The following is a 14,810-nucleotide window of genomic DNA, read 5'->3' as shown; positions in this document are numbered from 1 at the left end:
GCTCCGCCGATCGGCGCAAGAGGCAGGCGCGCATGGTCATCGCGACGTAGCGTGAGGTCAAGCGGCTCGTGCTGATCTCTCTGCGTCAGGCCGCCGTCGTGCCCGGCCGGGCGGTGATCGCCTCTTCTCCCGGTCGGGCCCGCCGCCCCCAGCCTCGCGCTACCGCGTCTACGGGCCCACGCGGCGCCCAAGGACACGGCATCGACTTCACCTTCTTCCCTCACGCCTCCGAACACGTCTGACATCTGGGCCTCTGCGCCGATGGTGGAGGGCCAACAGCCGCAGTCTGGATCGTGCAACGAGTCAGTATGCGGAAACGAGCTGAGCGGCGGCAGGCGCCCATCCTCTTGAGCGTGGGCCACGCATCCTGCCGCTCCTGGCGAGCGCCGAGATCAGAGTGCCACATGCACACGCGGCAGCACGCGAACGAGGCAAGCAGAATCGCATGACACAGACGTTTCGGCACCGGAACGCGCGCGGTCTCGCGTACGGCGTGAGCGGGATCCCTCCCCCGGGGCCCGGGTCCGGGCCTTTGGTATCCGGCGACGGGCCGAACGGGTGCATAAGTCCCGTGCTGACGGGGGCCGAGTACCGCGCCGTCTACCGCCGGATGAGGCCGAGTTCAGTGGCAGCGGCGACGGCGGCGGTGCGGGAGTCGACGTCGAGCTTGGTGTAGATGCGGGCCAGGTGAGACTTGACGGTTCCCTCGGTGAGGTGGAGGCGGACGCCGACGGCCAGGTTGGACAGCCCCTCGGCGACCAGGGCCAGTACTTCGGTCTCGCGCCGGGTCAGTGCGGTACCCGGCGTGCGCAGTCGGTTCATCAGCCGGTCCGCGACGGCCGGTGCCAGGGTGGTGCGGCCGGCCGCGGCGGTGCGTACGGCTGCCGCCAGGTCCTCGGGAGGGGCGTCCTTGAGCAGGTAGCCGGTGGCCCCGGCCTCGATGGCGGGCAGCGTGTCCGCGTCGGTGTCGTAGGTCGTGACGATCAGTACACGGGGAGCCGCAGGGCGGGCCGTGATGACAGCGGTGGCCTCGGCGCCGTTCATGCCCTTGCCGAACTGGAGGTCCATCAGCACGACGTCGATGTCGCCCTGGGCGGCGCGGGCGACCGCGTCCTCGGCGGTGGCGGCCTCGGCCACCACGTCGATGCCCTCCTCGGTCTCCAGCACGGCGCGCAGTCCGGCCCGGACGACGGGGTGGTCGTCGGCCAGGAGCAGACGGATCGGGGTCTCGGTCACAGGTGAGCCTCGGTTGTGGGGGACAGGGGCAGCCGGGCGGCCAGTGCGGTGCCGCGGCCGGGAGTGGATTCGAGAGTGAGGGTGCCGTCGAGAGCATGGACCCGGGCACGCATGGCCGGCACTCCGAACCCACCGGTCTCCGGGTCGGGGACAGGCAGACGGCCGGGGTCGAAGCCGCGTCCGTCGTCTACGACGTCCACGGCGACATGGTCACCGAGGTAGCTGAGGGTGACCTCGACGACGGTCGCCTCGGCGTGGCGGATGGTGTTGGCGAGGGCGGACTGGGCGACACGCAGCACGGCGACCTCGTGCGCGGTCGGCAGTGGTACAGCGTCCCCGGTGAGGTGGAAGCGTGCGGTGATCCGGTGGCGGGTACTGGTGGTGGCGCAGAGGCGTTCCAGGGCGCCGGCCAGGGTGGAGCCTTCCAGGGCGGGCGGGGCGAGGGCGGCGACGAAGCGGCGTGCCTCGGAGAGGTTGTCGACGGCGGTCTGCCGGGCCTGGTCGACGTAGCGGGCGGCGTTCTCAGGGGTGGTCGGCAGGGAGCGTTCGGCGGCGCGCAGCAGCAGTTGGATGCTTGACAGGCCCTGGGCGAGCGTGTCGTGGATCTCGCGGGCCAGGCGCTCGCGCTCGGCCAGCACACCGGCGGTGTGCTGCGCCTCGGCCAGGTCCGCTCGGGTGGCGGTGAGCTCCTCGATCAGGCGCCTGCGGTCTTCGCTCTCCCGGAAGAGGGCCTGATATCCCCACACCACTGCCACAGCAACGGCGGCGCCGAGGGCCGGCCCGATCGCCATCGCAGCGCTGAAGGCGCCCTGGTGCGTGGCGAAGCCGGCGATGGCCGCTGCCGCCGTGGCCACCACCGCGGCCAGGCCGGCGCGGCGGGACAGCAGGTGGAGCTGGAGGAAGTACAGCGGGAACGCCACCCACACTGCGTCGGCCGACAGCGTCAGCAACACCAGCCAAGCGGCGCCCACGGAGGCCAGCCACAGTGCGGCGGCCCGCCGCGAGCGGCCCACGCGGGGCAGCAGCGGACCAGCCGCGTAGACCAGGCCGCAGGCCGCCGCCGCGGCGACGATCCATCCTGCGGCCGCGTGGTTGTCGGCCACGGCCCGGACGGCGGCCAGGGCGAGCAGGCCCACGACCAGCAGGTGCAGGCACCAGGTCAGGGCCCGGGTGGTGGGAGTCGGGGTGGGAGCGGAGTTGTTCACAGTCCTTCCAGCCTAAGGAGAATCCTCTGGGCGCAGCCTCCATCGAAAGTTACAACCCGGGTGCCGTCCTTCGACGCGGCCAGTGCTGTCCGGGGCGAGATGCCTGTTCAGGCATGCGGCAGCGATGGTGGAGACATTCCGTTTCCACTCATGAAAGGGCAGGTCCGAGCCGTGTTCGTAGCCTGGAGAGACCTCAGGTTCGCCAAGGGGCGCTTTGCCCTGATGGGCACAGTCATCGTGCTGATCACCCTGCTGGTCGGGTTGCTGTCCGGGCTGACGGCGGGGCTGGGTCAGCAGAACATCTCCGCGATCACGTCCCTGCCCGCGGACAGGATCGCGTTCAACGCGCCCGGCAGCGGCGAAGACGTGTCGTACGCCAATTCCACCGTCACCGAGGAGCAGTGGCAGCGCTGGGCCCGTACGCCCGGCGTGAACAGCGCCGAGCCGTTGGGTATCACCACCACCAAGGCGACGGCCGGCAGCAAGAGCGTCGGGGTGTCCGCCTTCGGCGTGCAGCCCGGCTCCGGGCTCGCCCCCGACAGCGACAGGATCCACGGTCGCGCGGTGGTCCTGTCGGCCACCGCCTCCGACGACCTCGGTGTGGTGGCGGGCGACACCTTCACTCTGGCCGGGCAGGAGGTGAGCGTGGCGGCGGTGAGCGGGGACGCCTCCTTCAGCCACACCCCGGTCGTCTGGACCAGTCTCGGCACCTGGCAGAAGGCCGCACCCCCAACGAGCGGGTCCGACGGGCCGACCGCCAGTGTCATCGCCCTGGACACCACATCCGGCGCCGACATCAAGGCCGCCGATCAGGCCATGGGCACGAAGACGGTCTCCAAGGACGACTCACTGTCAGCGATCGGTTCCTACACCTCCGAAAACGGCTCCCTGCAGCTGATGCGCGGCTTCCTGTTCGCCATCTCCGCACTGGTCATCGGTGCCTTCTTCACCGTGTGGACCATCCAGCGCAGCGGCGACGTCGCCGTGCTGAAGGCCCTGGGCGCCTCCACAGCGGGCCTCCTCAAGGACGCTCTCGGCCAGGCCGTCGTGCTCCTGGCGGGCGGCACCCTGATCGGCACCGGCATTGCCGCCGGCCTCGGAGCCCTCGTCGCGGGCAGCGCCGTGCCGTTCCTCCTCACACCCGCCACCGTCCTGATCCCGGCCGCGGTAATGATCGCGCTCGGCGTGCTCGGGGCCGCCCTGTCCATCCGCCGCATCACTTCCGTCGACCCGCTGACCGCCCTGGGGAGCGCCCGATGAGCCTCAACCTGACCGACATCACCCTCACCTACCCCGACGGCGACTCCCGCCTGACCGCCCTGGACCATGTCACCCTCGACGTCCCCAAGGGCACCCTGGCCGCCGTGGTCGGCCCGTCCGGCTCCGGCAAGTCCAGCCTCCTCGCTGTCGCCGCCACCCTCATCACCCCCGATTCCGGCACCGTCACCCTCGACGGCACCGCCACCACCGGGCTGACCCGCGGCCAACTCACCGACCTGCGCCGCCACAAGATCGGCATCGTCTTCCAGCAGCCCAACCTGCTGCCCTCCCTCACCGCGGCCGAGCAGCTCCAGGTCATGGCACAAATCGACGGCCGCAAGCCGTGCAGTGCCCGCCGCCGCGCCCTTGAACTGCTCGACTCCGTCGGCTTGGCCGACCAGGCGAACCGGAGGCCGCACCAGCTCTCCGGCGGCCAGCGCCAGCGCATCAACATCGCCCGCGCCCTCATGAACGACCCCACCGTCCTCCTGGTCGACGAACCCACCAGTGCACTCGACCACGAACGCGGCGCCGCCGTCGTCGATCTCATCACCAGCCTCACCCACCAGCAGGCCACGGCGACCGTCCTGGTCACCCACGACCGCACCCACCTCACCGCCGTCGACCAGATCACGGAGGTCCATGACGGCCGAGTCCGCCACATCGCCCACACCTGACTCACCGGTACGGCACTCAAGAACCGCGTTCGGGATCACCGTGGCACCTGCCGTGACCGGGTGGCACGGAGGTATTGCAGCAGCCGTGGGTAGGGGTCGTGAGGCTCTGCGGTTCGTGGTCGAGGGTGGTGGCCGGGTGCGCCCATGTCCCTCGGCCGTGTCATGGACGGCTCCGAGGTGAGCTACGCCGTTCTTTCGAGCTCGATCCATGGCGGTGGCGACCACGACACCGGGGAGTTCATCGCCGGTCTCCCGGGAAGTGACCCTCTGACGCGTGGCGGTGAAAGCTTCGCAGCACCCCGGGTGCCGCCTCGATCATCGCGCTCTCGTGCATACCGATGGAAGTGGGCACGGGCTTCCCCCGCGTCCAGGTGGCGCCGCCGTCGTCGCTGACGACAGCGACCGCCTCGACCCCGGAACTCATCTCCGTTAGATGGGCACCACGATCCGACCGGTGTGCTCGCCTCCGCGCATCTGGATCGCGCGCCCCGGGGCGAGCAGGGCGTAGCGCGAGTCGGGTGCGCGGAACTCGTGGGTGACGAGCCGCCCCTTCTGCCAGGTGGCGCCGTCGTCGTCCGAGTACGCCTGCACGATATGGCTGGATGCTGACTGGTCTCGGGTGTGGTGGTGTTGTCGCGCCCCGGCAGAGTGGGTGCCCCCGGGAACTCAGGCACCGATGCAGGACTGGCGGATACGGTCGGCGTGCCCGAGGACCCCTGGCGGGCCGGCCGCCGGCCAACGACTGGCGGTGATGATCGGCAAGCTGCGGGCTCGACGTCGCGGCGTCGTCTACCAGCACTGTCGCGTGTGGGTAGAGATGTGTCATGGTGTCGGGCCACATGGCCGGAGTCGCCCCTGATCACCGGGATCCGCGAGTCCACGTCGCCCGCGTGAGTGGAGGCTGGTCAGCCTCGTGACTGCGTCGGGCCGCGAGCACGGCCGCTCGGCAGGATCTGTCACAGCCGCCGTCAGGTGGCCTCCTCGTGCGCTGACGCCTGTCCGAGCAGCACGCACGGGGACTGCGACGTAGCCACGGTGGTGCTCGCCGTTCATGCCTCCGTCACGCCGAGCGCCCGGCCGATGGGGTCGTAGTGAGCCGTGACCGCCGTGTGAAACGCGGCGACGTCCCCCGCCTCGGCCGCGTCCAGCATGAGCCCGTGCGCTCGCGCCGTCTGATCCATGTCGGCTGCGACGGAGAGTCCCAGTGTGGGCACCACCACGGTGTGCACTTCCCAGAACGCGCTGACGAGCTGTCCGACCAGCTTGTTGTCGAGCCGTGCCAACAGCCCTGTGTGGAACGCCCGGTCCTGCTGTGGGAAGGTGCGGCCCTCCGCGGCTACGGAGACCATCTCGTCCACCAGCGCGTGCAGATCAGGGTTGGATGTGCCCGCCAGACTTGCCACGATGCGCTCGGCCATCCCGTGGTCGAGTACCTGGCGGATCTCGACCACGTCACGCAGTGCACGCAGGTCGTCGCCAGGACTCAGCACCCCACGGAAGACGAGCATCTCGACGAGAGCGTCCAGCGACATGGAGCCCACGTACGTGCCGTGGCCGTGCCGGACATCGACGATGCCGAGCGTCGACAGGGTGCGAATCGCTTCCCGCACGCTGGAGCGGGAGACACCGAGACGCTCGCAGAGCTCGGCCTCGGTGGGCAGGAGGTCCCCGGGGCCCAGGCCCTCGACCAGAATGAAGTCTTTGATCCGGCCCGTGGTGGTTGCCCGCCGCGAGGTGTCCGCCTCGCGCGACGCCCCGGGCGCGAGCGTCCTGAAGCTCCGCCGTCCTGCGGCCATTTTTGACCCCTTCGATTCGCGGTCCTAGGGTAATCTTACCTAAGATCAGACATCAGATGTTCGGGCTTGGTGCTCAGTGTCGAGCAGCGCCGACATGCGGCGCCCTCGGCACTTTCACGCTGGGGACACCGTAGCGCGCATGCCAAACACCGACCTTGGATCGAGAACCGGAGCGTTAACGTGGCCACGCCCACCTTCCGCGGCATTGTGCCGCCCGTCCTCACTCCCCTCACCCCCGAAGGTGAGGTCGACGTCGCATCGTTGGAGCGCCTCGTGCGCCACCTGGTGGACGCCGGGGTCCACGGACTGTTCGTGCTGGGCTCGACGGGAGAGGTCGCCTACCTCACCGACGCCCAGCGCGACCTCGTGGCGCGCACCGCGGTGCGCGCGGCGGACGGTCGGGTACCCGTGATCGGTGGAGCGATCGACCTCACCACCGCCCGCGTCGTCGCTCAGGCGAAGGCGCTCGCCGGTGCCGGGGTCGACGCCGTCGCGACTACCGCGCCCGTGTACGCGATCAACGACATGACCGAGATCGAGCGGCACCTGCGAGCGGTCGCGGCGGCCGTCGAGGTGCCGCTGTTCGCCTACGACATCCCCGTGCGGGTGCACCGCAAGCTGCCGGCGGACCTGCTGGTGCGCCTCGGTACCGAGGGCGTGCTCGCCGGCGTCAAGGACTCCTCTGGCGACGACGTGGCGTTCCGCCGCCTCGTCGCGGTGAACGCGACCGCCGGGTCTCCTCTCGCCCTGTTCACCGGGCACGAGGCCGTGGTGGACGGGATGCTCCTGCTGGGCGCGGATGGCGTGGTGCCGGGGCTGGCGAACGTCGATGCCGCAGGCTACGTCCGGCTGTGGGACCTCGCCCAGGCCGGGAAGTGGGACGACGCGCGGATCGAGCAGGACCGGCTGGCGGCCCTCTTCGAGATCGTCTTCCAGGCTCGCGGCCGCTCGGGGGACGCCGCGGGAGTCGGTTCGTTCAAGGTCTCGGCACACCGGCAGGGCCTGATCGACTCGGTGACGATGGCCTTCCCCGTCGAAGCGCTCGACGGCGCGGTCGCCGACCGCATCGCGGAGATCACGCGTACCGCGGGGCTCCTGGGTGTCTGAGACGAACCTGTACGCCGCGGGCGCCGGTGTCGTCGTCGGCGTCGACCTCGGCGGCACCAAGATCGCCGCGGCGACGGTGGACGCAGACGGCACGCTCGGTCGAGTGCACACCACGCCGACACCGGCCACGGACGGGCCCGCCGCCGTGCTCGACGCGGTCGCGTCGCTCGTACGCGGCGTCCTCGCCGCGGCCGGCACAGGGCTGCGGGCGCTGGGCGTCGGGGCGGCGGGGGTGATCGACTCGGGACGTGGCGTCGTCGTGTCCGCGACCGAAACCTTTCCCGGTTGGCCCGGCACCGACATCGCCGGGGGACTGCGGGAACGGCTGGCCCCCCTCGCGGCCGAGGACGGGTTCGTCGTGGTGGTGGAGAACGACGTCGACGCGCACGCGGCGGGCGAGACGTGGCGCGGTGCCGCGGCCGGCGCCCGTAGTGTCCTGCTCGTCGCCGTAGGCACCGGCGTCGGTGCCGCTGTCGTGCTCGACGGTCGCTTGCTGCGCGGCGCGCACCACCTCGCCGGCGAGGCGGGCCATCTGCCCGTTCCCGGCGCCGAGGGCCTGCGCTGTCCATGCGGCCGCACCGGCCACCTGGAGGCCGTCGGAGCCGGCCCCTCGATCCACCGGCGCTACCTCGCGCTCGGTGGCGACCCCGCAGCCCCGGACGCGCGGGACGTGGTCGCGCGAGCCGTGGGCGGCGACGACCTCGCCGCGCGAGTGGTACGCGCGGCCGGGGAGGCGGTCGGGCGCGCGATCGCCGGAATCGTCACCGTCCTCGATCCAGAGGTCGTCGTCGTCGGTGGCGGAGTCGCCGAGGCCGGCGGGCTGTGGTGGTCGGCACTTGAGGGAGCACTGCGTTCGGAGGTGGTCGACGTACTGGCAGACCTGCCGGTAGTGCCCGCGGCGCTGGCCGGCGAGGCGGCAATCGTCGGTGCGGCGCACTGCGCCTGGACCATGACAACGTCGAGTGACGAGGAACAGTGACCATGACGGACAAGCGACCGAACCAAGTGCCCCGCCAGGGTGTGCTCGACACGATGCGAGGACGCCTCACGGTGTCCTGCCAGGCGTACCCGGGCGAGCCACTGCGCGACCCACGCACGACGGCCCAGATGGCACAGGCCGTCGTTGACGGCGGCGCCGCAGCCATCCGGGCACAGGGCATCGAGGACGTGAAGGCGGTCGTCGCGGCCGTCGACGTGCCCGTCGTCGGGCTGTGGAAGGACGGCACCTCCGGGGTGTTCATCACCCCGACGCTGGAACACGCGCTCGCCGTCGCCCGCGCCGGGGCCCACGTAGTGGCGCTCGACGGCACACGCCGACCGCGCCCGGACGGGCGAACCCTCGCGCAGACCGTCGCACTCCTGCGGGCCGAGACCGACGTCCTGGTCATGGCGGACTGTGGCTCCGTCGACGATGCCCGGGCCGCCGAGGACGCCGGCGTCGACCTGCTCGGGACCACGCTCGCCGGCTACACCGGGGAGCGCCCGAAGACCGACGGGCCCGACCTCGAGTTGCTCGACGCGCTGCTGGAGCGGAGCAGCCTTCCGGTCGTCGTCGAGGGACGTGTCCACACGCCTTCCCAGGCTGCCGCGGCGATCGAGCGCGGAGCGTTCAGCGTCTGTGTGGGCACGGCCATCACCCACCCCACGACTATCACCAACTGGTTCGCCGGCGCGCTGTGACGCATTGCTGGGCGAGCAGCTCACATGCGAAGCCACGGCAACCGCGGTATCAAGTAACGCAGTTGTCGTGCGGCCGGCAGTGTGTCGCGGTCGTGTGGTCGACCATGCGCACGGGCAAGAATCTCACGCATCGCACGTTCCACGCACTGATGCGATGAATGGGTCCGTAATGAACCGTGGCGACGACGCGGGGGCGTGACCGAAGCGAGGGGGTCGGTCACGGGGGACCGGAGGTGGCGTTCTGGGGCCTCAACTTTGCTTTGTCGGGGACTGCTCCCGCCGCTGCAGCGCCCATAGGACCTGCTCCCCTCACATCGGGGACGGACAAGAGTTTCTCCGCCTCACGTCGACGGCTACCTCGCGGGGGCTCGTGACGTTGCCATTTTCCTACAGAGGATCGGTCGGGCTCCGGCCGACTTGGCGGCTGGACCGGAGACGATCGACATGACGTGACGATCGACCTGCTTCTGGATGGCCGGGCCGTAGCCCTGGAGCCGTGGCCATCTCTTCAGACATCTCCGAAACCAGCTTCAGTAGGCCGCGGGCAGCGGTCGCGTACGAGCCCCTTCATACCAAGCATGGCCGCGATCGCGGGGGCGACCCCGCCTCTGTGAGCATGCTGGCCAGGTCGGGACGCCACACGCATTCCTGGGAGGCAGAGAATAAATGATGCCGGTCAGTGGCCACTTGGTCGCCGACTCGGGGCATCACCTCCCGGGGCGGTCAGCACTTGGATCGGGTGACCGTCGCCGTCGCCGTGCTGCAGCGGTCTGCACTGGCTGGCCCGGCATTCTGTCGTGGTGTCACGACCCCGTCGATCAACTGCTGACCTGTGCAGCGGGAGAATCGAGGCCCGATCGCGGGAAACGGTGCTCCCACCCAGCGGCATATCCCCTGACCAGGGCTGGGGATACTTGCGGGCCAGGGCTTCCAGCTGAACGGCCTGCTGGACATCAGTCCGCTGGACGGGGGCGGGCTTGTGGCGTGCGGGACATCCGACCACACTGCCGACGTGGCAAGGGGGTGCGCCGGCCAGCAGCTCAGAACGGGTGGGGATCGCGGTGTGCGTCCGCTGCGGCCGGAGCCGGGGCGGACGCTGCTGCTGTGGGCGGGGCGGCGCGGTAGCTCTTGGTGACCTGGGCGGTGCCGTACGTGAGGGAAACCGCGACGTCTTCGGCGTCGATTTCGACGGTGGTGCGGCGGTGCGGCGCTGGCCTTCCATATCGACTTCGACCGCCGGCAGGTCACTTGCCCGGCGGGCGAGACCTGCCGGGGATGGCACGGCCCCTGTCCGACCTCCTCACCCACCCCGGCACCTCTGATCGTGGCACGGTTCACCAAGAGCCAGTGCCGCCCGTGCCCGGTCCGCACCCGCTGCACGACCACCACCGACAGCGCCCCAGCCGTGGGCTTTCCCCCGCGAGAACTCCGTGACCTGCAACTCCGAGTCCGCGCCGAGCAACAGACACCCGAACCGCAGGCTCGCTATGCGGTCCGCTCCGGAGTGGAAGGCGCCATCAACGAGTTCGCTCACGGACAGGGCATGCGCCGCTGCCGCCACCGGGGACAGCAGAAAGCCCACCTGCAGCACGTGTTCACAGCCATCGCCGCAAACATCGAGCGCCTCAGCCGACGGCCGCCGACCGGAGAAGCACCCCCGTCCCGGCCACCGACTGCCTTCCAGAACTTCCTGGACCAGCACGGGATCCCCCGGCCGAGGTCTTGGTGGTCCGCCAGAGACTGAACAGGCGACACCAAGATCCCCGACAGAGTCAAGCTACTCAGAGGGTCATGCCATCCGGTACCGAGATGCCGAAGTCGGCGGTCAGCACACGCGCGATCTCGTCGTGACCCGACAGTTCCCGCTCCTTGCGGGAGCCGTCCGAGCCGGTCTCGACGAGGTGGTGGCCGGTGAGTGCGAGACGGGCGTCCGGCGTCGTGCGTGTGATGAAGAGGAGGTGGGAGAACGGGGAGCGGGGGTTGGTCGCGATGTGCCAGTTGATGACCTCGAAGTCCGGGGCCTCGTACGGCTCCAGGGTGAACGCGTACTGATCGGTCCACGCGTCGTCCTCGTACGCCTGGAGCACCCACAGCTCCAGCGGCCCGTGGTGCGGCTCGTGGACCAGGCGGTGCCGGCGGGTCGCGTCCCGGAACTCGGTGTCCGCGACCAGTGGGACCGCTTCGAGCAGCCCTCCGGCGCTGCCGAAGCCGACGTCCGCCACGTACGGGTGCGGCTCGCCCGGTACGTCGACGAGCAGCAGCATGTGCGTACGCGGCCGGATCGCGCCGCGGGCGCCCAGCGCGACGCGGGCGGCCAGGCGGGTGACGCCGAAACCGAATGCCTCCAGTACGGCGGCCAGCAGTGTGTTGTGCTCGTAGCAGTACCCGCCCCGGCCTCCGCGGACCATCTTCGCCTCCAGGTCCGGCAGGGCGAGGGAAGGGGCCGAACCGCCGATCGTGTCCAGGTTCTCGAACGGAATGCCGTACATGTGGGCGCGATGCAGCGACCGGAGCGTCGCGGCGTCCGCGCGTCGCTCCCCGGTCCAGCCGGTGCGGGCGAGATAGGCGTCGAGGTCCAGCTGAGGGGCGGATTCCTGCGGGGTTTCGTCGTTATTCGTCACGCTCCCGACCCTACGCAGCCTGGCGCGACGCGGGCCTCGGGCTGCGTGCGGTGCTTGTCCTGGTTCCTTTGACCTAGGACCAATACCGGTGACTTTGTGTTGTATGGGGCGTGGGGTATGGCGTGCCACGGCCTGGACAGGTGGACTCGTCGTCGAGTGATCGGCTGTGCTGTTCGGCGGGTCAGGTCGTGCAGAGTGTTTCCTTGCCGATGGCCCGGTACACGCAGTCGGCGTTGCCGAGGAGTTTCAGCACCGCTCCGCGGTTCATGGCGGTCTCCGGTCCGATGGCCTCGTCCGGCGGGTAGTGGCCGTTGTCGGGGCCGGACGGGTACAGCTCGATGGCGAACGCGAAGATCTTCTGGTCGCCCCACAGCCAGTCGGCGATCGATCCGTCCGAGGTGTACAGGGCGCTCAGCTTCTGCGGGGTGTAGCCGTTGCCGGCGGCCATCTCGTCGCCGATGGCCGCGTAGGCGTCGGCGTCGTCCTGGGTCATGCCGTCGGTGGTCGCATCCTGGGTCCAGCCCCAGGGCCACATCACCAGCCGGCCCGCCGTGTGGAAGTCGATCGCCGCCGTGATCTGCTGCCTGCCGCCGACCACCCGGGACCGGACGAAGTCGGCGAGGGCTTGGGTCTCAGGAGCGGACTCGGCCGCGGGCCCGCGGTAGGTGCCGTAGTACGGCTGGTCCCCCGAACCGCTGCAGCAGCCCCACTTGAAGGCCCAGTTGCGGTTCAGGTCGGTGCCGACGTACGAGGTGCCCGGGGTGGGCTGCCGGTTCTTGCGCCACCAGCGGTACTGGCCGCCGCTGATGTCGTACGCGCCGCCGTCGGGATTGGCGTCCGGGACGATCCAGATCTCACGGCCGTCCACGGCCGTGGTGACCTGCTGGTCGCTGCCGTACTTCGAGGAGAACTCGTCGATCAGGTAGAGCGCCATCTCGACGGTCATGTGCTCGCTTGCGTGCTGGTGGTGGGTGAACAGCACCTCCGGCTCGTCCTCGTCGGCCGAGACGTTGTCGCTGATCTTCACCGCGATCAGGTCCCGGCCCTCGTAGGACGTGCCGATGACTCGCTTGCTGACGATGTCCGGGTGTGCGGTGATCGCCTGGTCGACCGCGGTCGTCATCTCGGCGTACGTGTGGTAGCCGGTGTCCCCGGCGGGGAAGTCCCCGGCCTGGGGCTTGCCCTTGCGGGCCGGCGCGGCCAGCGGGGCGACCCGGTAGCCGCGAGCACGGACGGTGTCGAGCACGCGGGCGTCGGCGGTGATCACCACCGAGTCGTCGCCGACGGTCTCGATGCTCGCGCCGGTGCGCACAAGTGCCGTGCGCTCGGCGGCCGTCCGCACGCCGGTGACCTCGTACGCGTCGGCCGTGACGCTCTTCTGCGCGCGGCCGGACGGCGATGCGGTGTCGCTCTCGGTGGCCTCAGCGGCGAATGGCGCGGTCAGCGCCACCACCAGCAGGGCGCCGGCGACGGTGGTGGTCCGCCGGCCGCGTGTGGGCAGTCGCATGATTCTCCTGTGGGGGTGCGTTGCGACAAGACATGGATGCGCCAAACGGATCTTGTCAGGTCCATGGCCCTTGAGTGGCGCCATCTTTGGGATCGCCGACGCCGGGTGTCAAGGCCCGTACCGCAGCCGCGCACCCGGCAACCCGGCTCTACGCAGGGTGACTTCGCGCCCTGATTCGCCCAGGAAACGTGGGACGGGTGATGACGCGAAGTCACCAGTTCCGGACTTCCCGCGCGTTGCCGCCCCCGGATCGCCGTGGTGAGCGGAGCGTGTCCGGTTCCCGCCAACGTCAGATCACGTCACGCCGAACCCTGGCCCGGCACAGGCCGGACGTGAGTCAGTAGGGCAGCCGCCGAAGCGGGCGGTCATCGACCATCACCAGGAGTAGCGCATGACCAAGAAGACCCTGGCCGCCGTTGGCGCCGGACTCGCCCTCGCCGCGGTCCTGTCGGTCCCCACGATGGCCCAGGCCGCCCCCGCCCCCGTCACCCCCGCCGCGGTCAGCGCGGCCACGAACGATGCCACCGACCCTCGGGCCCAGCTCGAGGCCTTCCTGGCCCAGACGAACCTCGACCCGGCGCTCCAGGAGAAGCTCCGCGCCGCCGTCGCGAAGCTGCCCGCCGACTGGCAGCAGCGCCAGGCCGCGCTCGCCGAGCGGTTCGGCCTCGACCACAGCGCGTACCGCGAGATCACCCAGAGCGTCATCAACCCGGACGACCACCAGTGCGCGCCCACCCCGATGCGGGACTGGGCCTCCAAGTCCTACGCCGCCGCGTGGAAGCCGCTGTTCCTCCTGACCCTCTTCGGGGCAGCCGACATCCCGACCTACGACGCGCTCATCTTCGGGCACGAGGCCAAGACGAACACGTTCGGGGTCGACGGCGGCATCACGCAGGAGATGAACCGCACCATGACGAGCCTGCGGCGCTTCTGGGACATCCCCAAAGACGTCGAGCTCATGCCCATGCACGGCCGCGTGCTGTCGGACCCGGCCCGTGTGGTGCGTGCTTACGAGGTCGTGTACGGCATGTCACGCGAGGACGCCGAACTCTACGCCGGCACCGTCGCCGAGATCCTCGCCAAGTACCCCGAGGCCAACGGCGGAGACCACCCCTACCTGACCTTCAACGCGTTCGCCTACGACCCGCAGGACGACCCGTGGGCGACGGAACTGGGCATCACCAAGCGCATCGTCATGGGTGACGGCATCGTGCAGGCTCAGGAAGGCATCGGCCTGCCCGCGGCCGAGGCCTCACGCGGCATCCTGGCGCACGAGTACGGCCACCAGGTGCAGTACGCCAAGGGCCTCTTCGCCAGCCCGCTCACCGGTCCGGAGGCGACCCGCCGCACCGAGCTGATGGCCGATGCGATGAGCACCTACGCGCTCGTCCACTCGCGCGGAGCGGCGCTGAACGCCAAGCGCACGCTGGACGTCCAGAAGTCATTCTTCAACGTCGGCGACTGCGGATTCTCCAGCCCCGGCCACCATGGCACACCCAACCAGCGCATCCGCTCGACCGAGTGGGCCGCGCAGGTCGTGGACTCCGCCCCGAACCAGGGCCACAAGCTCACCGGGCATGACTTCGCGGCCAAGTTCGACGCCCAGCTGCCGGTGATCGTGGCGCCCGACGCGCGCTGACCCGGACCACGCCACCGCGGTGTCACCGGGGACGGTCGGCGCGGGGGTGGGGGCGGGGCGGCCGGGGCGGTAGTTGAAAACA

At 70.3% G+C, this 14,810-nt stretch carries 13 protein-coding genes; 7 read left to right on the top strand and 6 right to left on the bottom strand.

What is annotated here, in order from left to right:
- Positions 1-600: 600 nt before the first annotated feature.
- Both ACFWR9_RS29075 and ACFWR9_RS29070 read right to left on the bottom strand, forming a co-directional pair.
- On the bottom strand, positions 601-1,236 hold the full coding sequence (locus ACFWR9_RS29075; RefSeq protein WP_383846992.1) for a response regulator: 636 nt from the start codon (positions 1,234-1,236) through the stop codon (positions 601-603).
- Entirely contained in the window at positions 1,233-2,441 is a 1,209-nt protein-coding gene (locus ACFWR9_RS29070) for a sensor histidine kinase (RefSeq protein WP_383846991.1), read from the bottom strand. Before ACFWR9_RS29070 ends, ACFWR9_RS29075 begins: the two co-directional genes overlap by 4 nt.
- 171 nt (positions 2,442-2,612) lie before the next feature.
- Between ACFWR9_RS29070 and ACFWR9_RS29065 the strand changes: the two genes are divergently transcribed.
- The gene (locus tag ACFWR9_RS29065) at positions 2,613-3,701 is read left to right on the top strand and encodes an ABC transporter permease (protein ID WP_383846990.1); all 1,089 of its coding nucleotides are present in this window, start codon (positions 2,613-2,615) and stop codon (positions 3,699-3,701) included.
- Complete coding sequence (locus ACFWR9_RS29060) at positions 3,698-4,378, top strand: ABC transporter ATP-binding protein (protein WP_383846988.1); 681 nt, start codon at positions 3,698-3,700, stop codon at positions 4,376-4,378. Before ACFWR9_RS29065 ends, ACFWR9_RS29060 begins: the two co-directional genes overlap by 4 nt.
- A 429-nt stretch (positions 4,379-4,807) precedes the next feature.
- On the opposite strand, the gene ACFWR9_RS29055 is transcribed toward ACFWR9_RS29060, so the two are convergent.
- Both ACFWR9_RS29055 and ACFWR9_RS29050 read right to left on the bottom strand, forming a co-directional pair.
- Entirely contained in the window at positions 4,808-4,969 is a 162-nt protein-coding gene (locus ACFWR9_RS29055) for a hypothetical protein (protein ID WP_383846986.1), read from the bottom strand.
- Positions 4,970-5,427: 458 nt separating this feature from the next.
- Positions 5,428-6,174 (bottom strand): FadR/GntR family transcriptional regulator, encoded by a 747-nt coding sequence (locus ACFWR9_RS29050; RefSeq protein ID WP_383846984.1) that lies wholly within the window; start codon positions 6,172-6,174, stop codon positions 5,428-5,430.
- Positions 6,175-6,354: 180 nt separating this feature from the next.
- On the opposite strand from ACFWR9_RS29050, the gene ACFWR9_RS29045 reads away from it, so the two are divergent.
- From ACFWR9_RS29045 to ACFWR9_RS29030, 4 genes are all read left to right on the top strand, one after another.
- Positions 6,355-7,281 carry a dihydrodipicolinate synthase family protein gene (locus tag ACFWR9_RS29045; protein ID WP_383846982.1) on the top strand — a complete coding sequence of 309 codons (927 nt, stop codon included), beginning with the start codon at positions 6,355-6,357 and terminating at the stop codon, positions 7,279-7,281.
- On the top strand, positions 7,274-8,260 hold the full coding sequence (locus tag ACFWR9_RS29040) for an ROK family protein (RefSeq protein WP_383846980.1): 987 nt from the start codon (positions 7,274-7,276) through the stop codon (positions 8,258-8,260). Before ACFWR9_RS29045 ends, ACFWR9_RS29040 begins: the two co-directional genes overlap by 8 nt.
- A 2-nt stretch (positions 8,261-8,262) precedes the next feature.
- On the top strand, positions 8,263-8,961 hold the full coding sequence (locus tag ACFWR9_RS29035; protein WP_383846978.1) for an N-acetylmannosamine-6-phosphate 2-epimerase: 699 nt from the start codon (positions 8,263-8,265) through the stop codon (positions 8,959-8,961).
- Positions 8,962-10,171: 1,210 nt separating this feature from the next.
- Entirely contained in the window at positions 10,172-10,705 is a 534-nt protein-coding gene (locus ACFWR9_RS29030) for a transposase (protein WP_383847054.1), read from the top strand.
- A gap of 37 nt (positions 10,706-10,742) precedes the next feature.
- On the opposite strand, the gene ACFWR9_RS29025 is transcribed toward ACFWR9_RS29030, so the two are convergent.
- Both ACFWR9_RS29025 and ACFWR9_RS29020 read right to left on the bottom strand, forming a co-directional pair.
- The gene (locus ACFWR9_RS29025) at positions 10,743-11,582 is read right to left on the bottom strand and encodes an arylamine N-acetyltransferase (protein WP_383846976.1); all 840 of its coding nucleotides are present in this window, start codon (positions 11,580-11,582) and stop codon (positions 10,743-10,745) included.
- Positions 11,583-11,763: 181 nt separating this feature from the next.
- The gene (locus ACFWR9_RS29020) at positions 11,764-13,089 is read right to left on the bottom strand and encodes a M14 family metallopeptidase (protein WP_383846974.1); all 1,326 of its coding nucleotides are present in this window, start codon (positions 13,087-13,089) and stop codon (positions 11,764-11,766) included.
- Between the two features lie 391 nt (positions 13,090-13,480).
- Between ACFWR9_RS29020 and ACFWR9_RS29015 the strand changes: the two genes are divergently transcribed.
- Positions 13,481-14,728: a hypothetical protein gene (locus ACFWR9_RS29015; RefSeq protein WP_383846973.1), complete on the top strand. Its 1,248-nt coding sequence runs from the start codon at positions 13,481-13,483 to the stop codon at positions 14,726-14,728.
- Positions 14,729-14,810: the final 82 nt, after the last annotated feature.

The organism is Streptomyces sp. NPDC058534, assembly GCF_042717365.1.
Lineage (GTDB): Bacteria > Actinomycetota > Actinomycetes > Streptomycetales > Streptomycetaceae > Streptomyces.
The sequence above is the reverse complement of the archived record's forward strand: the minus strand, read 5'-3'. Positions and strand labels throughout refer to the sequence as shown.

Excerpts from the sequence above, each read along its gene's own strand:
- ACFWR9_RS29035 (WP_383846978.1), top strand. The coding sequence starts at position 8,263 with ATGACGGACAAGCGACCGAACCAAGTGCCCCGCCAGGGTGTGCTCGAC.
- ACFWR9_RS29020 (WP_383846974.1), bottom strand. The coding sequence starts at position 13,089 with ATGCGACTGCCCACACGCGGCCGGCGGACCACCACCGTCGCCGGCGCC.
- ACFWR9_RS29015 (WP_383846973.1), top strand. The coding sequence starts at position 13,481 with ATGACCAAGAAGACCCTGGCCGCCGTTGGCGCCGGACTCGCCCTCGCC.
- ACFWR9_RS29060 (WP_383846988.1), top strand. The coding sequence starts at position 3,698 with ATGAGCCTCAACCTGACCGACATCACCCTCACCTACCCCGACGGCGAC.
- ACFWR9_RS29050 (WP_383846984.1), bottom strand. The coding sequence starts at position 6,174 with ATGGCCGCAGGACGGCGGAGCTTCAGGACGCTCGCGCCCGGGGCGTCG.